General features: G+C 39.6%; 20 protein-coding genes. 6 read left to right on the top strand and 14 right to left on the bottom strand.

The features are described from left to right. The first annotated feature begins 11 nt into the window (after positions 1–11). From ABVM50_RS06835 to ABVM50_RS06825, 3 genes are all read left to right on the top strand, one after another. A complete protein-coding gene (locus ABVM50_RS06835) occupies positions 12–569 on the top strand; it encodes a hypothetical protein (RefSeq protein ID WP_141876894.1) in 558 nt (185 codons plus the stop codon). Position 570: 1 nt separating this feature from the next. Next, positions 571–1167, top strand: a complete 597-nt coding sequence (locus tag ABVM50_RS06830; RefSeq protein WP_405200510.1) for an inorganic diphosphatase — start codon at positions 571–573, stop codon at positions 1165–1167. A 73-nt stretch (positions 1168–1240) separates the two neighbouring features. Beyond that, positions 1241–1438 (top strand): hypothetical protein, encoded by a 198-nt coding sequence (locus ABVM50_RS06825; RefSeq protein ID WP_141876892.1) that lies wholly within the window; start codon positions 1241–1243, stop codon positions 1436–1438. Between the two features lie 69 nt (positions 1439–1507). Here the strand turns inward: ABVM50_RS06825 and ftsZ are convergent, their stop codons facing one another. The 13 genes from ftsZ to mraZ are packed head-to-tail and all read right to left on the bottom strand — an operon-like array spanning position 1508 to position 17000. After that, positions 1508–3499, bottom strand: coding sequence for a cell division protein FtsZ (ftsZ, locus tag ABVM50_RS06820; RefSeq protein ID WP_405200509.1), 1992 nt, complete (start codon positions 3497–3499; stop codon positions 1508–1510). 33 nt (positions 3500–3532) lie between these two features. Next, positions 3533–4891: a cell division protein FtsA gene (gene ftsA, locus ABVM50_RS06815; protein WP_405200508.1), complete on the bottom strand. Its 1359-nt coding sequence runs from the start codon at positions 4889–4891 to the stop codon at positions 3533–3535. A 3-nt stretch (positions 4892–4894) separates the two neighbouring features. Then, positions 4895–5611: a cell division protein FtsQ/DivIB gene (locus ABVM50_RS06810; protein WP_405200507.1), complete on the bottom strand. Its 717-nt coding sequence runs from the start codon at positions 5609–5611 to the stop codon at positions 4895–4897. Continuing rightward, positions 5601–6959, bottom strand: coding sequence for a UDP-N-acetylmuramate--L-alanine ligase (gene murC, locus ABVM50_RS06805; protein WP_405200506.1), 1359 nt, complete (start codon positions 6957–6959; stop codon positions 5601–5603). Before murC ends, ABVM50_RS06810 begins: the two co-directional genes overlap by 11 nt. Continuing rightward, a complete protein-coding gene (gene murG / locus ABVM50_RS06800) occupies positions 6959–8056 on the bottom strand; it encodes an undecaprenyldiphospho-muramoylpentapeptide beta-N-acetylglucosaminyltransferase (RefSeq protein ID WP_405200505.1) in 1098 nt (365 codons plus the stop codon). The genes murC and murG overlap by 1 nt, the downstream gene beginning before the upstream one ends. Further along, on the bottom strand, positions 8053–9261 hold the full coding sequence (locus ABVM50_RS06795) for an FtsW/RodA/SpoVE family cell cycle protein (protein WP_405200504.1): 1209 nt from the start codon (positions 9259–9261) through the stop codon (positions 8053–8055). Before ABVM50_RS06795 ends, murG begins: the two co-directional genes overlap by 4 nt. A 29-nt stretch (positions 9262–9290) precedes the next feature. Next, complete coding sequence (gene murD, locus ABVM50_RS06790) at positions 9291–10625, bottom strand: UDP-N-acetylmuramoyl-L-alanine--D-glutamate ligase (protein ID WP_405200503.1); 1335 nt, start codon at positions 10623–10625, stop codon at positions 9291–9293. A gap of 1 nt (position 10626) precedes the next feature. Then, complete coding sequence (mraY, locus tag ABVM50_RS06785; protein WP_405200502.1) at positions 10627–11859, bottom strand: phospho-N-acetylmuramoyl-pentapeptide-transferase; 1233 nt, start codon at positions 11857–11859, stop codon at positions 10627–10629. Then, a complete protein-coding gene (locus tag ABVM50_RS06780; protein ID WP_405200501.1) occupies positions 11859–13325 on the bottom strand; it encodes a UDP-N-acetylmuramoyl-L-alanyl-D-glutamate--2,6-diaminopimelate ligase in 1467 nt (488 codons plus the stop codon). The genes mraY and ABVM50_RS06780 overlap by 1 nt, the downstream gene beginning before the upstream one ends. After that, entirely contained in the window at positions 13325–15316 is a 1992-nt protein-coding gene (locus tag ABVM50_RS06775) for a penicillin-binding protein (RefSeq protein ID WP_405200500.1), read from the bottom strand. Before ABVM50_RS06775 ends, ABVM50_RS06780 begins: the two co-directional genes overlap by 1 nt. A gap of 7 nt (positions 15317–15323) precedes the next feature. Further along, positions 15324–15641: an FtsL-like putative cell division protein gene (locus ABVM50_RS06770; protein WP_141876881.1), complete on the bottom strand. Its 318-nt coding sequence runs from the start codon at positions 15639–15641 to the stop codon at positions 15324–15326. A gap of 5 nt (positions 15642–15646) precedes the next feature. Then, a complete protein-coding gene (gene rsmH, locus ABVM50_RS06765) occupies positions 15647–16543 on the bottom strand; it encodes a 16S rRNA (cytosine(1402)-N(4))-methyltransferase RsmH (protein WP_405200691.1) in 897 nt (298 codons plus the stop codon). Beyond that, the gene (gene mraZ, locus ABVM50_RS06760; RefSeq protein WP_405200499.1) at positions 16530–17000 is read right to left on the bottom strand and encodes a division/cell wall cluster transcriptional repressor MraZ; all 471 of its coding nucleotides are present in this window, start codon (positions 16998–17000) and stop codon (positions 16530–16532) included. Before mraZ ends, rsmH begins: the two co-directional genes overlap by 14 nt. A gap of 290 nt (positions 17001–17290) precedes the next feature. Here mraZ and ABVM50_RS06755 point away from each other — a divergent pair, with 290 nt between their 5' ends. The 3 genes from ABVM50_RS06755 to ABVM50_RS06745 are packed head-to-tail and all read left to right on the top strand — an operon-like array spanning position 17291 to position 19372. Then, positions 17291–18055, top strand: coding sequence for an alpha/beta fold hydrolase (locus ABVM50_RS06755; RefSeq protein WP_405200498.1), 765 nt, complete (start codon positions 17291–17293; stop codon positions 18053–18055). Between the two features lie 12 nt (positions 18056–18067). After that, positions 18068–18673 carry a ribosome biogenesis GTP-binding protein YihA/YsxC gene (yihA, locus tag ABVM50_RS06750; protein ID WP_405200497.1) on the top strand — a complete coding sequence of 202 codons (606 nt, stop codon included), beginning with the start codon at positions 18068–18070 and terminating at the stop codon, positions 18671–18673. A gap of 12 nt (positions 18674–18685) precedes the next feature. Further along, positions 18686–19372 (top strand): hypothetical protein, encoded by a 687-nt coding sequence (locus tag ABVM50_RS06745; RefSeq protein ID WP_405200496.1) that lies wholly within the window; start codon positions 18686–18688, stop codon positions 19370–19372. Here ABVM50_RS06745 and ABVM50_RS06740 read toward each other — a convergent pair. Further along, entirely contained in the window at positions 19369–19551 is a 183-nt protein-coding gene (locus ABVM50_RS06740) for a hypothetical protein (RefSeq protein ID WP_405200495.1), read from the bottom strand. The genes ABVM50_RS06745 and ABVM50_RS06740 overlap by 4 nt on opposite strands. Positions 19552–19665: the final 114 nt, after the last annotated feature.

Raw genomic sequence — 19665 nt, 5'->3', positions numbered from 1 at the left:
AACCGAAATCTATGTATAAAAAAGCTCTAATCTTTCTAGGCCTTTGCGCCGCGATGGTATCATGCACGAGTGATGAAGAAAATCCATTTCTAATAACTCCAACGCAAGTGGGACCTTTGAAAAAAGAGGTTAAGATCAACCAGTTAGATAGTATTTTCCAAAATGACAGTATCGTAAGACAAACGAGCGGTCCTGACGACTTTCGCTCTACAGACGAGATCAAGATCTTTGGTGAAGATGGTGCAGCTTTAATGAGCCTGGAACCATTGCAGGAATTTGACTCTACCAGTACCATAGGATATATTCGTATACTCGATGCCCGTTACGAAACTAAGAACGGACTTAATGTGAATAGCACCTTCAAGGATATCATGGAGAATTATACGATCTCAAGGATCGAGAATACAATAAATTCTGCCGTAGTATTTCTGGATGAGATCAATGCTTACATTACAATAGACAAAACACAGTTACCGTCCAATCTTCGTTATGATACTGATAGTAAGATCATGGCTTCACAAATTCCAGATGATGCAAAGATCAAATACTTTATGATCTACTGGAACTAGAATGAGAAAGTACCTGCTTATTCTTGTTTTGATATTGGTTGCATCCTGCAAATCCAGACAGGACTTGCTGGCTACCAGTTTACTTTCGGAAAATGGAAATTATCAGGCAGTGATCGAAATACCGGCAGGTACAAATGCTAAAGTAGAATACGATAAGAACTTACGACTTTTTAGTACTTCCCTTCGTAATGGCAAGGAAAGGATCATAGATTTCCTGGCTTACCCTGCGAATTATGGGTTTATACCTTCTACATATTCAAATCCCGCGAATGGAGGTGACGGTGATGCGCTGGATATTATGATTCTTAGTAGCACACTGAAATCTGGAGATATCGTGGAATTCATTCCAATTGGCATGATTAAAATGATAGATGCGGGCGAAGAAGACTTTAAAATTATTGGCGTCCCAGCCAGAATGGAATTAAGAACAATACAGGCTGAAAATTACCAGCAACTATCCGAAAATTATCCTGGAGCACTGAATATTCTGGAGACCTGGTTTTCAAATTATGATCTGGAAGACAATACGGAAATTCAAGGTTGGAGTGATGAAAAGGATGCAATTAAAGAAATTGAGAGGCTTCGGTTAAAATTGTAAAGTTTGTTAATATTGATTTCTGAATAAATTAAATAGATACTTTTAATTCTGATAACCAATATTTTAATGTCTTATGATTAAAGTTTTAGCAATGATTATGACCGTTGGTGGTGCGATCGCACTGGTAATGGGAGTTTTAGGAATCTTTGGTAGTATAGCACTTATGTTAAGCCCCTGGGCACTTACCATCCTGGGATTTGTATTCTTCGTAGCAGGAATTTCCATGCTTAAATATCGAAGAGATACAGATGAAGTTCCCGCACGAAAGTAATTAGTTCGCAAAATCTGAACATAAAAAAAGCTGCCCTTGGGCAGCTTTTTTGTTTAACTATGGTGACTCTTAATCAACATTATCATGTAAGAAAGAATTGTTCTTTCTAAAATGCAATTCGTTATTATCATCCTGCTCGATACTTGTTCTGGAAAGTTTACTTTCGCCAGGCTTCGAATTATTTAACTCGATTCCAGCTCTTTTATAAGCCGGCTGCTTTTCGATCTCATCGATCTGTGCTGAACCAGTTCTAAACTTGTAATTGAACTCCTTCATCTTCGCTTTACGCTCTGCCGTGCGTTGACGCACAACTTCAGAAGAAATTGGATTATCAAATGGATCATGCTCATCATTGTCATTCTCTCTTGAAGGAGCCGGAGCTACAGTCTTTTTCTCAAAAGCCACTGTCTCATCCTTTTCTTCTTCCTTTTCCGGAGCCTTGGAACTTTCAAGTTGTTGCTCCATTTCCATATAATCATCAAGACTATATCGCTTTACTCCCGTGGCAGAATTTTCGGTTACAGGAACAATCTCAACATGTTCGTTCACTCGTATATTTCTTGCAGACTGTTCCTCTTCTTCGTTTAAAGAATGACGCTTTACCTCTTCTTTCTTTTCTGAAGCCTGTTTTTTCTCTTCCTTCTGATTCATTGGAATATCGAAAGTAAACATAAACTGTTCCTCACTTTCTGATTTACCTTCTTCAGATTCCTTAAAATTTTCGGTATCCAGTGTTTCTGAAGTATCATTGATGATAAACTCTTCAGGATTCACTTCCTCATAGATAACATCAAGCTTTCTTGCGAAATCTGGGGTTTTGTAAATATCTTCTACCTTCTTCTGAATTTTACCAACCTCGTCTACTTCCTCTACATTTTCATCAAGTGTATGAACGATCTTTTCTTCCTTTTTAGGTGCTTCAAATTCTATTTGAGCATCTTCAATATCATCATTCCTGTCCTGAGATACTTCAGAAACAGAACCAGTTCTTTTAGCGATCAACTCCTGCTCGGCTCTTTGCTCGTCTTCCAGGGTATGAATGATCTTTTTAGTTTCAGTATTAGTGATCTCATTTTGCTGTTCTACATCAAAACCAGTAGCGATAATAGTTACAGCAATGGAGTCTTCAAGAGATTCATCCTCACCAACACCCATAATGATGTTTGCACTATGTCCAGCTTCAAGCTGAATATGGTCATTGATCTCTCCAATTTCATCGATAGTGATCTCCTCGTTACCAGATACAATAAGCAGTAAAACATTTTTAGCTCCGGTGATCTTATTATCGTTCAATAATGGCGAATCAAGTGCTTTCATGATCGCATCTGTAGCTCTACTGGCTCCTGAAGCCTGGGCAGAACCCATAATTGCAGTTCCAGAATTACTCAATACAGTCTTCGCATCGCGAAGGTCAATATTCTGAGTATAATGGTGCGTTATAACTTCTGCAATTCCTCTGGATGCAGTTGCCAACACTTCATCAGCTTTCGAGAATCCGGCTTTAAAACCAAGATTTCCATAAACTTCACGAAGTTTGTTATTATTGATCACAATTAGTGAATCTACATGCTTACGCAGTCTTTCAACTCCTAATTGTGCCTGTTCGTTTCTGTTTCTTCCCTCGAACTGAAATGGAATGGTCACGATACCCACCGTTAAAATATCCAGTTCTTTCGCCTGTTTAGCAATTATTGGAGCAGCACCAGTCCCGGTACCACCACCCATACCTGCAGTGATAAAGATCATCTTGGTATTGGTATCCAACATTTGCTTAATTTCCTCAAAGCTTTCTACTGCCGCTTTCTCACCGATCTCAGGGTTCGCACCTGCTCCAAGTCCTTCAGTTAAAGTTACCCCTAACTGGATCTTGTTTGGAACCGAACTGTTCTCCAAAGCCTGGGAGTCGGTATTACAAACAACAAAATCAACCCCTTTTATTCCTGCCTGGAACATATGGTTAATGGCGTTGCTTCCTCCACCTCCAACTCCAATCACTTTGATGACGTTCGATTGGTTTTTTGGTAAATCGAATGAGATGTCTCCAAATTCTGTACTGCTCATAAACTCTGTTTTACTGGTTGTATTGTATCTATTTTATTCTGCATTGTCTAAGAAATCCTTGAATTTCTCTGCCCATTTATCAAAGATGCTTTTTCGAGCTACCTTATTGGAAGAGGGCTCTTCCCTGTAAGTATCATACTCATCATCGTCCTCATCATGATTTTGCTCATCAACCTCATCTTCTATCATTTGGTTTTTAGAGAGCACAACTTCCTCCTGATACTTGTTATTCCCTTTTTCAAGGCTATTCATTACCAATCCAACTGCCGTAGCATATACCGGACTGGTGGTTTCTGAATCATTATTCCCGGCCAGATGTTCGTTAGGATATCCTATTCTGGTATCCATTCCCGTGATATATTCTACCAGTTGCTTAAGATGCTTCAACTGAGCACCACCTCCGGTAAGAACGATTCCAGCGATCAATTTTTTCTTTTGTTCATCGTGACCGTAATTCTTGATCTCCAGGTAAACCTGATCGATGATCTCTACTACTCGTGCATGGATGATCTTGGAAAGATTCTTCAAAGTGATCTCCTTCGGCTCTCTTCCGCGTAAACCTGGGATAGAAACGATCTCATTATCCTTGTTTTCACCAGGCCATGCAGATCCAAATTTGATCTTGAGTAATTCTGCCTGCTTTTCAATAATTGAACATCCTTCCTTTATGTCTTCAGTAATCACATTTCCACCGAAAGGAATAACCGCAGTATGCCTGATGATTCCATCTTTAAAAATGGCAAGATCTGTAGTACCACCACCTATATCGATAAGTGCCACACCTGCCTCTTTTTCCTCCTGACTAAGAACTGCATTAGCTGAAGCCAGAGGTTCCAGCGTTACCGCTGAAAGTTCCAGACCGGAGCTTTTTACGCATCGACCAATATTTCTAATAGAAGAAACCTGCCCAACAACCACATGAAAGTTAGCTTCCAGTCTTCCACCGTACATCCCGATAGGCTCTTTGATCTCCGACTGTCCGTCTACTTTAAATTCCTGCGGAAGCACATGAATGATCTCTTCTCCCGGTAACATAACCAGTTTATGGACCTGGTTGCACAACATATGAATGTCTTCAGAATCTATGACTTCATCAGGATTCTGCCTGGTGATATAGTCACTATGCTGAAGGCTTCGAATATGCTGCCCCGCAATTCCCACTACCACTTCACTGATCTTTAAACCGCTATCGGCTTCTGCTTCCTGTATTGCCTGCTGGATAGACTGGATCGTCTGGGTGATATTATTCACCACTCCGCGATGTACGCCCAGGGATTTTGATTTTCCTATGCCTACGATCTCTACTTTTCCATACTCATTTTTGCGGCCGATCATAGCCACAATCTTGGTAGTTCCAATATCTAATCCTACTGCAATATCGTTCTGTTCCATAAACTATTTTTTCGTGCACACAACCTGATCTCCAAATTGTAGGTTCACTTTTTTGTAGGTATTTAATTTCTTATCCTTCGTAGCCTTCTTATAAAAGGCTTTAAAATTGTTAAACTTGAGATCTATCATTGTAGTATCTCCAAAATAAACTTGAAAATCATTCTCTCTAAGTTCTAAAGCATAGGCTTCAGCATTTAAACGAGTAATTCCCGTTACATGTTTTCTTAGAAAATCATCATTCTGAATATAACTTACGATCCCGTAAACTTCAGCTACAGTGCTTCCATCAAATCCGAACATTAGCGGCACTCTAGCCGAGTAATATTCTGATAATGGCATGATCTCCCCATTTCTATCCAGGTAAAATGAAGAATTTCCAGCTACCCTGCCTATTGGCTTTCTCTGACTTACGGTCGCTTTCAATTTTCCGTCGAGTGTTAGAAATACTTCTGCATTTTCAATCATGTCGTGATCGTTCAGCATAGCTTCCACTCTATTCAAATCTAAAGTTTCTTTATCTATGCTCGAGACACTGTCATTAGATTGTATTAACAATTTATTAACCACTTCCTCAGTCACATAGAGGTTCTCAGTCTCGGTAAAACTAACCTTGATATTGGTTAATTTTCTGTTCTTATGGCGATGTTCTGCAAAACCATAAAGCCCTCCTATTAGCAGGATTAAAATTAAAGGCTGTATAAACTTTAGACTACGCTTCATTCTGTAAGGCTTTTTGAACAGATTCAACTTCATCTCCAATATCGCCAGCGCCCATCATTACTACAACATCTGCATATTCAGACCTTATAAAATCAATAAGATCATGTTTGCTAACAAGTCTCTTGTAATCATTTTCTATTTGTTCCAGTAACCAGGCTGAAGTGATGCCGTCGATTGGGGTTTCTCGCGCGGGATAAATATCCATGAGAAAGACCTTATCAAATTCTGAAAGGCTGGAGGCAAAATCTTCAGCGAAGTCACGGGTACGGCTAAACAAGTGGGGTTGAAAAACCGCAAGAACAATTTTGTCGGGGTACATTGCACGAACCGCCTGATGTACTGCAGAAATCTCTGTAGGATGATGAGCATAGTCATCAATTAGCACCAGTTTATCGGTTTTAATCTTATAATTGAATCTACGTCTTACACCTTTGAAAGAATATAAAGCCCTGGCCAGATCGATGGTTGGGGATCCGTATTCGATCGCCATCGCCAGGGCTGTTATAGCATTCAGCAAATTGTGATTGCCGGGTAGATTAAGTCTTAAATTTTCTATAGTTTGAGAAGGAGTCTTTAGATCAAAGACATAAGTGCCGTTCTCAATTTTTACGTTCTTAGCTGAATAATCACTCGCATCATTTATGCCAAGTGTCATTCCGCTTAGAGATAATTTATTATTAACGAATAAAGTGCCGTTTTCAGGTATTTTTGCAGCAAACTCCTTAAACGATTTTTCCAGTTCTTCTTTACTTCCGTAGATATCGAGATGATCTGCATCCATAGATGTTATCGCCGCAATGTTTGGAGAAAGCCGAAGAAATGAACGATCAAACTCATCTGCCTCTACTACTACAACCTCATCGCCCTGCATGATCAGGTTTGACTGTATATCTTCACTAATTCCGCCCAGGAATGCAGTTACTTTCGCGCCAGTTTCTTTTAGCAAATGACCTAAAATAGCGGTTGTCGTAGTTTTTCCGTGAGTACCGGCAACGGCCAGGCAGTATTTGTTAGAGGTAACCATTCCCAGCAATTCAGATCTTTTCACGACCTGAAATCCTTCCTGCTGAAAATAACCAAACTGTTTATGATCCTTTGGAACGGCAGGAGTATACACCACGAGACTATTTTCTACATCCTCTAATATATTCTGTGGAATAGCCTCAACCTCATCTGTATAACTAATAAAGATCCCTTCCTTCTCTAATTCTGCTGTAAGTTTCGAAGGTGTACGATCGTAACCACAAACTTTTGCGCCCTTCGCCTGAAAGTATCTAGCGAGCGCACTCATCCCAATTCCACCGATTCCAATGAAATAAAAATGTTCTATGTGGTCAAGATTCGTCATTAGTTTCTTTCTACAAGCTTTTCTACTTCGTTTACTATATCTGATGTTGCGTTAGGCAGCGCCAGTTGTTTTATATTTCTTGAAAATCTTTCCAGTCTTCTTTCATCTTTTAAAAAGCTAAAAAAGCATGGATCAAATTTTTCTGTAAGTTCATCTTCAGTAATCATCAGTGCCGCATCATGATCTGTTACCGCCATGGCATTTTTCGCCTGATGATTTTCAGCAACATTAGGGGAAGGGATAAATAACACCGGTTTTCCTACTATGCATAATTCTGAAACGCTTCCAGCTCCAGCTCTCGAGATGATCACATCTGCAGCTGCATACGCCAGGTCCATACGATTGATATATTCTTTTGCCACCACCTTATCTGAAGCGTACTTTTTATAATCTGAATAGTATAGCTTCCCAATTTGCCAGATCAACTGTACATTTTTCTGTTCGAATCGCTTCAAATAGGTTTCAATAAGTTTATTGATCCTTCTTGCTCCCAGGCTTCCTCCTAAAATTAGTACTGTTTTCTTTCCAGGCTTCAGTTTAAAATATTCCTGAGCTTCGTGTCTTAGTGTATTCACCTTAAGCAAATCCTGTCTAACCGGGTTTCCAGTAATGACAGTTTTTTCCGCAGGGAAATAATCTTTTACTTTTTCATAGGCAGCACAGATAACACTTGCATTCTTAGCCAGTATTTTATTGGTGATACCTGGAAGACTATTCTGTTCCTGCACCAGCGTTGGAATATTCCTGGAGATCGCTACACGCAGTAATGGTCCGCTGGCAAATCCACCAGTACCAATGACTACATCCGGCTTAAATCTCTTTACGATCTTTCTCGATTTTGAGATACTACTAATTAACTTAAAAGGAAACGATAAGTTTCTAAGACTTAGAGAACGATCGATCCCTGTGATCCACAGACCTTCGATTTTATAACCAGCCTGAGGCACCTTCTCCATTTCCATGCGGTTCTTTGCACCTACAAATAATATTTCAGCTTCTGGATGACGATTTTTGATCTCATCTGCAATAGCGATCGCAGGATAGATATGTCCACCTGTTCCGCCACCTGATAATATAACTCGCATGTTCTTCTTCATATCGCTTCGCTCAAAATATCCAGAGGATTCTCTTCCTCGCCATTCAGGCTCTCATTTTCGAATTCCTTAATTTCTTCTCTTCTTGCACTTACACTCAGTATAATTCCTAGTGCAATACAGGTCATCCAGATAGAAGTTCCTCCACTACTAACCAGCGGCAAGGTTTGTCCCGTTACCGGAAATAATTCCACCGCAACACCCATATTGATAAGCGCCTGGAAAACTATAGGTAATCCTACACCCATCACCACCAGTTTACCAAATATGCTACTCGCTTTGGTAGCAACGATCACAATCCTGAATAACAGAAGCAAGTAGGCTAGCATCACTCCAAAAGCTCCTATCAACCCCATTTCCTCCACGATGATCGCGTAAATAAAATCTGAAGAAGATTGTGGTAGAAAATTTCTTTGTACACTTTTACCAATTCCAGTTCCTGTAATACCACCCTGAGCGATCGCAATTTTAGCTTTCTCTACCTGGTATTGCTCATCTGCTTCCTCTCCATCGAAAAAGGTTTCAATTCGGCTGGACCAGGTATCGACCCTGTTGGGTAATAAACCTGGAAATGCTTTAGCTGTAAGCACGAAAATACCCAGCATTACAATACCGACACCAACAATGGCTGATAGGTATTTGATAGGATAACCTCCTAAAAACATCAGTATCAGCGTCATGACAAAAATGATCGCCGTTGTGGAGAAATTGGCCGGCAAAATTAGCACTAATACAGCGAAAACAGGCGCCCATAGCGGAATTATTGTCTCCTTAAATGTTACTTTTTTCTCGGTGATCTTAGAGAGATATCTGGCAACATAAACCATCAAAACGACCGAAGCCAGAGTTGAAGACTGGAAGGACACATTTAATACCGGGATACGTATCCATCTACTGGCATAAGCACCATCAATGGTAGTTCCCTGGGCAATTGTGAAAATCAGTAAAATAATTACAATAGGGAGCAGTAAAATACTTATTCCCCGAAAGTAATGATAAGGTATTTTATGTACCGCGAATAACAGGCAAAAACCAAGTAGCAAATGAAAAAAGTGCATGATAAGAAATCCGGTAGTACTACCATCTCCGTGGAGATAGGCCAGATTACTACTGGCACTGTACACCGGCAAAAAGGAAAAGATCGCCAGCAAAGCTGCTACCGCCCAGATCACTTTATCACCTTTTAAATTTGCAAATACGTTGCTCATTATACGCTATTCAATAATTTTATCAATTCTTATAGATTACGCACGGCATTCTTAAACTGTCTGCCTCTGTCTTCATAATTTTCGAATAGATCGAAACTCGCACATGCCGGAGACAACAACACATTATCACCTTTATCTGCTAATCTGTAAGCCATTTTAACTGCCTCATCCATGGATCCGGTTTCTACCATGTTTTCCACGATGTTTCCAAAAGCTCTTTTGATTTTCTCATTGTCAACTCCTAAGCAAATGATCGCCTTCACTTTTTCGTTCACTAAAGGAAGTAGATCATCATAAACATTGCCTTTATCCACACCGCCAAGGATCCATACAGTTTCAGATTCCATACTTTCCAATGCGTAATAAGTTGCATTTACATTGGTCGCTTTGGAATCGTTGATATACATTACATTGTTGATCTTTAGCACCTTTTCAAGACGATGTTCCACACCCTGAAAATTAGCCATGCTTTCTCTAATGGTCTGCTTTCTAATTCTAAGCAACTGAGAAACGGTAGCCGCAGCCATTGCATTCTTGGTGTTATGTTTGCCCTGTAGGGATATATCTGATGTTGACATAGTAAACTCGGTATTATTTATTTTTATAACAATGTTTGTATCTTCTAAGTAAGCGCCGTTTTCAAGTTTCTTTTCCATTGAAAATGGCAACTTTTGTGCTTTCACAGGATTTTTCTCAAGCCATTCTGTGATCACTGGATCATCTGCATCGTAGATGAAATAATCTTCGGCTGTTTGATTCTTTGTTATTCTGAATTTTGATTCTATATAATTTTCAAATTTGTAATCATAGCGATCTAAATGATCTGGCGTAATGTTGGTTAAAATGGCAATATGCGGTTTGAAATCTTCGATTCCATCCAGCTGAAAACTGGATAATTCAAGAACAAACCAATCATGCTTATTTTCAGCAACCATTTTCGCATAGCTGTTTCCAATATTTCCACCCATTCCTGAATTTACCTCGCCGTTCTTCATTAAATGCTGTATCAGGTTGGTCACTGTTGTTTTACCGTTGCTTCCTGTGATCCCGATCACCGGAGTTTCAGAAAACCAGGAAGCGAATTCAATTTCTGATAAAACAGGAATATCATTCTTCCGAAGTTTTACAACAAGTGCAGCAGTATCAGGAATACCAGGGCTTTTCATCACCACATTCGCATTCAGAATCTTTTCTTCTGAATGTTTCTCATCTTCCCAATCAATCTCCAGTTTTGTAAGAACATCACGGTACTTATCCTTGATCCTTCCTTTATCTGAAAGAAAAACCTCGTAGCCCTTCTCTTTTCCAAGAATTGCCGTACCAACTCCACTTTCTCCACCTCCAAGTATGACCAGTCTTTCCATCCTAGCGTACTTTTAAGGTGACGATCGTAAGTATCGCCAGGAAAATTCCGATAATCCAGAATCTTACTACAATCTTACTTTCATGTCTGCCTTTTTTCTGATAATGATGATGAAGAGGTGACATCAAAAATATCCTTCTTCCTTCACCAAATTTACTCTTAGTCCATTTGAACCAACCTACCTGTAGTACTACTGAAAGATTTTCCACAAGGAAAATTCCGCATAGTAATGGTATTAGCAATTCCTTTCTGGTGGCGATCGCGAGCACTGCGATAATTCCTCCAATGGTCAGACTTCCAGTATCTCCCATAAAAACCTGCGCTGGATATGTGTTATACCAAAGAAAGCCGACTAAAGCACCGGCAAAAGCCGTTATAAAAATGGTCATCTCACCAGACCGTGGGATGTACATTATATTCAGGTAATCTGAAAATATGATGTTACCCGAAACCCAGGCAAAGATTCCCAGTGTTAGCACAATAATAGCCGATGATCCAGCGGCGAGTCCATCGATACCATCAGTAAGATTCGCTCCATTAGAAACTGCAGTTACTATAAAGATCACGATAGGAATAAATATCAGCCACGCATAGTTTACGAGGTCTGCATCTATCCAACTTATTAAACTGGAGTATTCAAATTCGTTGTCCTTAACAAACGGAATTGTGGTACTGGTATCCTTTAATTCCGGACCCATATCCACAACCTCAGCTCTGGCTATCACATTTTCAGTAGGATTAGTGTCTGTAACTACTTCCTTTGTAGTTATCTGTGGATGAAAATACATGGTACATCCTACAATTAGTCCAAGTCCAATCTGGCCTATTACTTTAAAAATTCCCTTTAATCCTTCTTTATCTTTCTTAAATGTCTTGATATAATCATCCAGGAACCCGATCGCACCCATCCAGAGGGTAGTAATGATCAATAGGATGACGTAGATATTTTCCAGCTTGGCGAACAGTAAAACAGGGATTAGTGTCGCGACTATAATGATCACACCTCCCATGGTTGGTGTACCCGCTTTTTCTGTCTGACCCTTCAATCCAAGATCTCTAACGCTCTCACCTATTTGTTTAGCTCTCAGGTAATTGATAATGTGTTTTCCATAGATCGTAGAAATTCCTAGCGATAATATGATCGCCATTGCAGACCTGAATGACAGGAATTCAAATAACTGTGCTCCCGGCAGCTGATATCTATCTTCTAAAAATTTAAACAAGTAATACAGCATTATTTATCCAGAGTTTTTAGAAATTCCTTTACAATTTTGAGGTCATCAAAATCAAATCGTTCTCCGTTTACCTCCTGGTAAGTCTCATGACCTTTCCCGGCAATTAGTATAATATCGTTGGTTGTAGCCATCTGGCAGGCAGTTCGAATTGCCTGTTTGCGGTTGGTTACACTCATTATCTTTTTGAAGTTCTGTGGCTCTACTCCAGCTTCCACATCCTCGATGATCTTATCAGGATCTTCGGTTCTTGGATTATCGCTAGTGAAGATCACTTTGGTGCTTAATGCAGAAGCAATATGCCCCATTTTTGGTCTTTTCGTATTGTCTCTGTCACCACCACATCCAACCACCGTGATCAAATTTTCATTCTTAGTACGAATACTATTGATGGTCTCCAATACATTCTTCAGCGCATCGGGTGTATGTGCGTAGTCAACAATTGCTGTTACCTTTTCTTTTTCTGAAATTATATACTGAAACCTTCCACTAACAGAACTCAATTCGCTTATAATTCGAAGTGTTTCCAGGGTTTTTAAGCCTAATAATTCCGCAGTAGCATAAATCGCAAGAACATTATATGCGTTAAAAGTACCTATCAGTCTGGACCATAATTCCTGATCTCTTACTTTCAGCAGCAACCCTGTAAAATTATTCTCAAGGATCTGAGCCTGGTAGTCTGCATAAGATTTTAAAGCGTAGCTGTATTTCTTCGCTTTTGTATTCTGAATCATTACATCACCATTCTTATCATCGATATTGGTAAGTGCAAAAGCTGAAGCTGGCAATTCATCAAAAAACCTCTTTTTCACATCACGGTATTCTGCAAAGTCTTTGTGATAGTCAAGATGATCATGGGAGAGGTTCGTGAAAATTCCACCTTCAAATTTTAGAGCAGTTGTACGATGCTGATCAATTCCATGTGAACTTACTTCCATAAAGCAGAATTCCACACCGGCATCATTCATATCACTTAGATGTGAATTGATACTTATGGAATCTGGAGTTGTTCGAATGGCAGTACGTTCCTCATCTCCAACCATGATTTTCACCGTAGAAAGTAGTCCGCATTTGAATCCAGCCTTGGTAAACAGATCATATAGTAAAGTCGCAATGGTTGTTTTCCCATTGGTACCCGTAACTCCGACCAGTTTTAAGTTTTCTGAAGGGTTCTCGTAATAATTTGCTGAAATATATGCCAGCGCTCTCTTGGAGTCTGCTACTTCAATATAAGTAACACCATTAACTTTTTCCTTCGGAAGCTCCTCACATACGATGGCAAGCGCCCCCTGATTTTCAGCATTTTTGATATAATCATGACCATCACTTAAGCTTCCTCGAATAGCGATAAAAACATCATTTAGAGAAACTTTTCTGGAATCGAAATGAATATCGCGTATGGTCACCCCGGTATCTCCGGAAACCGACTTAATATTCACTTTATAGAGTATGTCTTTTAAAACCTGCATTAACTCAATTCAAGATTTACGATCGCGTTATTACTTAATTTTTTTCCTGCTGAAACAGATTGTCTTTTTACTACTCCTTTTCCATTCAACCGAACCTTTATTCCAAGATTCTCAAGGATAGAGATCGCATCCATTGCCGGCATCCCGGTAACATCTGGCATCAGCATTTTTTCATCCTGTATGCTTGCGTAGTAAGTATCAAAGTCGGCTTGGATATCCTCGTCTTCAAAATCAAGATTTTCGAGCTCATCCATCACCGGTGTATCTGTATAGATCTTTCTGGCGATATCTTTAAAAACAGGAGCCGCTACGATATTTCCGTAATATCCCTTTCTTCTGTTTGGCTTATGAATCACCACGATACAAGAGTATTTAGGATCTTCCGCAGGAAAATATCCGGCGAAAGAAGCTATATATCTACCTGGTTCTATCCAGTATTCGGTCTGGCATGTTCCTGTCTTACCGGCCATCGAAAAGTTTTCAGTATAGATATTGGCAGCTGTGCCGCGCTCAACCGTATTCTTCATCATCTCACGAACCTTGGCAGCAGTTTCAGGAGAACAGATAGATGGGTTCATCACCTGCTTATCCATAGTGATAATAGACTTGTCCCGATCTTTCACCGCCTTGATAAATCGCGGTTTGATCATCTCACCATCATTTGCGATCGCATTGTAAAAAGTTAGCGTTTGCAAAGGCGTAATTGCCACCCCATAACCAAATGCCATCCAGGGTAAGCTTAATCCATTCCAGGATTTGTCCTGAGGGTGAGGAATTCGGGGAGAGCCCTCACCTTTAATTTCAAGACCAATCTTATCATTAAGACCCATGTCGTACAATCTATCTACGAATCTGGAAGGGTCATTTTTATAACCTTCAGTGATCATTTTGGTAAAGGCTGTATTAGAAGACAATTCAAATGCCTTCGCCACCGAAATTTCACCATAACCACCATGATGTGAATCACGTACAGGCCGACCGTAAAACCGCACCACACCTTTTTCTGTATCAATAACCTGGCTGGTATCCACTACCTCATCCTCGAGTGCAGCTACCATTGCCATTAATTTAAAAGTAGAACCAGGTTCGTGAGCCTCGTATACTGCATAATTTCTTTTTTCGAAATAAGTACCATCTTCTGTACGTCCTAGATTTGACATTGCTTTGATCTCGCCTGTTGCGGTTTCCATAACCACTACAGTCCCATGATCTGCCTCAAAATATTCTAATTGACGTAATAGTGAATGATGCGCGATATCCTGGATATTTACATCGATCGTAGAAATGACATCATAACCATCTTTGGGCTCCATTTCGTTATTATCACTAATAGGTTTCCATTGTCCTTTGGCGATCTTCTGCTTTAAACGGCGACCATCTGTTCCTCTCAGGTAGTTACTAAAAGCTCCTTCCAGGCCGACCCGGGTAAAATATCCATTCTCATCTCTACGCTCATAGCCAACGGTTCTTTCTCCCATTTTACCAAGCGGATGCTCTCTAACCGTGCTTTGTTCCGTAATCATTCCACCTTTAAAAGCACCGAGATTGAACATTGGAAAACTCTTGATCTTCACATATTCTGAGTATCCAAGATTCTTAGCGATCAATACGTAGCGCTGTTTATTTGCGCGCGCTGTTCTTAATTTTTGAGAATAATAGGAAGCAGAACGTCCTAACATTTTGGAAAGCTTAGCAGACAACTCGCCTATGTTCTCTTCAAAATTTTTGTCTGAAACAGTTACGGCATCAAATCGAATGTCATATTTGGGAACTGAAGTAGCCAGTAGATTTCCATTAGAATCGTAAAGGTTCCCACGATTCGCAGGAATTTTGAAATTTCTTAGAGTGCGCTCTTCCGCAAGACTTTTGTAATGTTCACCATGAACAAACTGAATATTCAGCAATTTCACCCCTACCGCGATTGCGAAGAGGAACAGGCAGCCGGCCACGAAATACATACGATTCAGGATGCTTTTTTCTGTTGTTGCCATTTAAGGTTTATTCTTTTATGATGACTCTAATTTTGTTCGGTGGCGTATCAGACGGTCCAATACCTTTACCCGACATAGATTCGGTGATAGTGGATTCCATTTTGATCTTCATGAGATCTGATCTTCGTTCAATATGCTCACTTCTCAACTCCTTCACTTCTGTGCTTAATCTTGCGATCTGGTGCACCTTCTTTTCTGCATTGTGAGAACTGGCGATCATGATAATTGCCAGAACGGTACAATAGACGATGAACCGCCAGTTTTTTACAGCATCTTCGCTAATAAGAAAATTAGCCTTGAGTATATTGTAAAACCCTTTCTTCATAATTCTTAAAGCTTACGCGCCACTCTTAATTTGGCACTTCTCGCCCGGTTATTTTGTTTTATCTCAACTTTAGAGGGAATGATGAGTCCGCTGGTTTTCCTGAACGGGACATCTATATTACCATACATGTCTTTCTCCGGTTCTCCTTCAAACAATCCACTTCTTATATACCGCTTTACCAACCTGTCTTCAAGAGAGTGGTAAGAGATCAAACTTAGCCTTCCGTCTTTACGGATCACTTCTTCAGTTTGCTGAAGAAACTCTTTGAGCACTTCAATTTCCTGATTCACTTCTATACGAATTGCCTGATAGATCTGCGCCAGGATCTTATTTTCCTTTCCGCGGAATAAATGCGGCTTCAATAGATCCTTTAGCTGCTCACTGGTTTCTATAGCTCCGTTCTTTCTTTCTTCCACGATGGTACGGGCAAGTTTGGGTGCGTTTTTCAAATCTGCATACGCATAGAACAACTTCTTCAGCTGCTCCTCTTCGTATTCATTAATGACCTCGTAAGCACTCAACTTATCACCCTGGTTCATTCTCATGTCCAGCCGGGCATCGAATCTGGTTGAAAATCCTCTTTCAGCTTCATTGAACTGATGTGAGGAAACACCAAAATCACCAAGAATTCCATCAACTTGCTTTACTCCATAGAACCTTAGAAATCTCTTCAGAAATCTGAAGTTCTCATTGATAAGTGTAAAACGCTCATCATCTAACTTGTTCTCAAGCGCATCCTTGTCCTGGTCGAAAGCGTATAATTTTCCGGCAGGTCCAAGCCTGCTTAAAATCTCTCTGGAATGACCACCACCTCCAAAGGTCACATCTACGTACACCCCGTCTGGCTGGATATTCAAGCCATCTACAGATTCCTTTAAAAGAACAGGATTATGATAGTCCATCATGCTCATCGTTACCCATCACTTCTTCAGCAAGACTTGCAAAGTCATCATCTGAAGAATCTTCAATGGCGTTTTCATATTTATCTTTATCCCATATTTCTACGATGCCAATCGCAGAAGAAAGAACGATCTCCTTATCAATTCCGGCAAAACCTATTAGATCCTTCGGAATTAAAAGCCGACCATTCGAGTCTACTTCCACTGTTTTCACACCGGCCGTAAACCTTCTTATAAAATCATTATTTTGCTTTTTAAACCTGTTCAGTTTATTGATCTTCGTCATCATGATATCCCATTGTTCCATGGGATACAATTCCAGACAAGTCTGAAAAACTGATCTTTTGATCACAAAACCATCCTGTAACATTGGAGTCAATTGCCTTTTCAATGCTGAAGGAACCATTAATCGGCCCTTAGCATCTACTTTACATTCGTATGTACCAATGAGATTTACCACGATCTAACTTTATAAAGTCAAATATATTGAAAATAATACCACATTTTACCACTTTCTACCACAATGTTGATAAGTTTTACCACCGTATGTGATTGAAAACCTTTGAAATAGCTCTATTTCCTTATTATTCAGACTCTTGAAAATTCGTGGGAAAAAGTGGAGCATTTAGTTTAATTTTTCTCTAAAATCTTATATTCCCACTTACCAGAAATGAGTTTGCAGTTAATCAAAAATGATTATACTTGTATCGAAATCGCTATATTTGCGATTGCTAACCGCAAAGGCTATCAATGAAAGATCACTTAAGGCAGGAGGGGAAATTCACATATCTCGAAAAAGGCGAAGGCACCCCGATTGTTATTCTTCACGGACTTATGGGAGGCCTAAGTAATTTTGACGGAGTTGTAAGTCACTTTCCGGAAAATGGCTATAAGGTGTTAATCCCGGAATTACCACTTTATTCAATGTCTCTTCTCAAGACCAGTGTAGGAACGTTCGCGAAATATCTAAAAGAATTTCTGGACCATAAAGGTTACGAAAAAGTGATCCTGCTTGGTAATTCCCTTGGAGGTCATATTGCACTGCTAGCGACTAAAATGTTTCCTGAAAATGTAGAAGCTCTAGTGATTACCGGTAGTTCTGGATTATATGAGAATGCCATGGGCGAGAGTTATCCAAGACGTGGTGATTACGAATTTATCAAGAAAAAAGCTGAAGCCGTTTTTTACGATCCTGAGGTTGCAACCAAGGAAATCGTGGATGAAGTATATGAAACAGTAAGTGATCGAAATAAACTGGTAAAGACATTGGCTATTGCCAAGAGTGCAATTCGACACAATATGGCGAAAGATCTTCCAAAGATGCAAACGCCTACCTGCATTATCTGGGGAAAAAATGACACTGTCACTCCTCCTGAAGTTGCAGAGGATTTCCAAAGATTATTACCCGATTCAGACCTTTACTGGATCGATCAATGTGGTCACGCCGCTATGATGGAACATCCCCAGGAATTCAATGAAGTGCTTCACGCATGGCTTAAAGAAAGAGCCATCTAAAAATCTTTTATTATGAAGATCAAAACTGCAGAATTCGTCATAAGTAATTCCAAAGTTGATCATTGTCCAAACAGCTCCCTGCCGGAATATGCATTCATTGGCCGTAGTAATGTTGGAAAATCATCACTTATCAATATGCTTACGGGCAGAAAGGCTCTGGCAAAAACTTCAGCGAAACCGGGAAAAACCCAATTGATCAATCATTTTCTGATCAATAAGAACTGGCATCTGGTGGATTTACCGGGTTATGGATATGCCCAGGTTTCAAAATCCACTAAAAAAGTATTTCAGAAATTCATTACTGCCTATTTCGAACAACGTAAACAAATGGTTTGCGCATTTGTACTTATTGATTCAAGACATTCCCCTCAACCTATAGATATGGAATTTATGCAGTGGATGGGAGAAAACGCGATTCCTTTCTGCATCATCTTCACAAAAGCTGATAAGCTTAAACCGAAGGTTCTTGACAAGCATATTGCTAACTATAAGGCAGAAATGCTGGAAACCTGGGAAGAGATGCCGGAATATTTCATCACTTCAGCATCTGCAGGTTTAGGGCAGGATGAAGTACTGAGTTATATCGAAAGTATCAACGAACAGTTGAATAATAAATAGAGCTTTGGCCGAATGAAATACCTAATTCTCATCAGTATCTTCATTGGTTTGCAAACTAATTTACTTGCTCAAAAGGTCAACAGAAATAAAGATATTTTCATTGATGCGGAAGGTAAATCCATAAGTCAGCAAAAATTCAGAGAACAATGGAGAAATAGTGCAAGATGGGATTCGATAAATAGCAATAACATCCGAGTCAATACCCTAAATAAAAATTTATTTCAAGGTTTCAATTCAGATCCGGGAACTATAGTTGCTGAATTATCTAAGATCACTGGAAAGAGCATAAAGGCAAACTCCCCTATTTTACTTGTTTTTAAATTCAAAGGAGACCTCTGTACCAGTTCTCATCCCGATGAAAAATGGAGCAAAAGTCGCATTCGAAGACGCAAAAGATTTTTAAAACCATTCTGGAAAGAACTGGAAAAAGATTCTGATGTTACCATTATATATCTGTTCGAAAAAGGAATTGATTTAGCGAACGATAGAGATGATCCAGAAGAGAAATTTTATATTGATCAAGAGAATTTCTTCAGAAACAATATTTTCATTCAGCCAACACTTTGTAATTCTTTCGCAGCTATCAAGCCAAATGGTCAAATATTAGTCAGAAATGGTGAAAGTAGGATTGATTTTTTCGCCAAGTTCTTAATGGATGAAAACTGGTCACAATTTTTCCCGGAAAATCAGAAAAATTAGGTTCTTTCCTTAATTCTTGAAATAAGCTCCTCAACCTCCGTTATTTCCCTCAATTCTGAAGTTGAAACCAAAACTTCCAGGCCTTTCTGGTTCTGAGCGAGAATGATTGGAAATTCAAACTTATGTCCGAATTTAGAAGCATAGGTTTTTAAAAACTCATCTTTGTGCAGAAATTCCATATCAAGATCTCCATTTTTACGAAAGTCTCTCCAGGCCTTCTTTTATCAAAAGCACCGTAAGTAAGTTTGCATAAACTACAGTCGTAGGAATTGGGATTCACAATCTTCTGAAAG

It is taken from the genome of Christiangramia sp. LLG6405-1, from assembly GCF_045055805.1.
Taxonomy (GTDB): domain Bacteria; phylum Bacteroidota; class Bacteroidia; order Flavobacteriales; family Flavobacteriaceae; genus Christiangramia.
Note: the sequence above shows the minus strand (reverse complement) of the source record. Positions and strands in the feature narration are given on the sequence as shown.

Excerpts from the sequence above, each read along its gene's own strand:
- ftsA (WP_405200508.1), bottom strand. The coding sequence starts at position 4,891 with ATGGAACAGAACGATATTGCAGTAGGATTAGATATTGGAACTACCAAG.
- ABVM50_RS06755 (WP_405200498.1), top strand. The coding sequence starts at position 17,291 with ATGAAAGATCACTTAAGGCAGGAGGGGAAATTCACATATCTCGAAAAA.
- rsmH (WP_405200691.1), bottom strand. The coding sequence starts at position 16,543 with ATGGACTATCATAATCCTGTTCTTTTAAAGGAATCTGTAGATGGCTTG.
- ABVM50_RS06770 (WP_141876881.1), bottom strand. The coding sequence starts at position 15,641 with ATGAAGAAAGGGTTTTACAATATACTCAAGGCTAATTTTCTTATTAGC.
- murC (WP_405200506.1), bottom strand. The coding sequence starts at position 6,959 with ATGACGAATCTTGACCACATAGAACATTTTTATTTCATTGGAATCGGT.
- ABVM50_RS06795 (WP_405200504.1), bottom strand. The coding sequence starts at position 9,261 with ATGAGCAACGTATTTGCAAATTTAAAAGGTGATAAAGTGATCTGGGCG.
- mraY (WP_405200502.1), bottom strand. The coding sequence starts at position 11,859 with ATGCTGTATTACTTGTTTAAATTTTTAGAAGATAGATATCAGCTGCCG.
- ABVM50_RS06775 (WP_405200500.1), bottom strand. The coding sequence starts at position 15,316 with ATGGCAACAACAGAAAAAAGCATCCTGAATCGTATGTATTTCGTGGCC.
- ABVM50_RS06740 (WP_405200495.1), bottom strand. The coding sequence starts at position 19,551 with ATGGAATTTCTGCACAAAGATGAGTTTTTAAAAACCTATGCTTCTAAA.
- ABVM50_RS06780 (WP_405200501.1), bottom strand. The coding sequence starts at position 13,325 with ATGCAGGTTTTAAAAGACATACTCTATAAAGTGAATATTAAGTCGGTT.
- murG (WP_405200505.1), bottom strand. The coding sequence starts at position 8,056 with ATGAAGAAGAACATGCGAGTTATATTATCAGGTGGCGGAACAGGTGGA.
- ABVM50_RS06810 (WP_405200507.1), bottom strand. The coding sequence starts at position 5,611 with ATGAAGCGTAGTCTAAAGTTTATACAGCCTTTAATTTTAATCCTGCTA.
- ABVM50_RS06825 (WP_141876892.1), top strand. The coding sequence starts at position 1,241 with ATGATTAAAGTTTTAGCAATGATTATGACCGTTGGTGGTGCGATCGCA.
- ABVM50_RS06745 (WP_405200496.1), top strand. The coding sequence starts at position 18,686 with ATGAAATACCTAATTCTCATCAGTATCTTCATTGGTTTGCAAACTAAT.
- ABVM50_RS06835 (WP_141876894.1), top strand. The coding sequence starts at position 12 with ATGTATAAAAAAGCTCTAATCTTTCTAGGCCTTTGCGCCGCGATGGTA.
- yihA (WP_405200497.1), top strand. The coding sequence starts at position 18,068 with ATGAAGATCAAAACTGCAGAATTCGTCATAAGTAATTCCAAAGTTGAT.
- ftsZ (WP_405200509.1), bottom strand. The coding sequence starts at position 3,499 with ATGAGCAGTACAGAATTTGGAGACATCTCATTCGATTTACCAAAAAAC.
- murD (WP_405200503.1), bottom strand. The coding sequence starts at position 10,625 with ATGGAAAGACTGGTCATACTTGGAGGTGGAGAAAGTGGAGTTGGTACG.
- ABVM50_RS06830 (WP_405200510.1), top strand. The coding sequence starts at position 571 with ATGAGAAAGTACCTGCTTATTCTTGTTTTGATATTGGTTGCATCCTGC.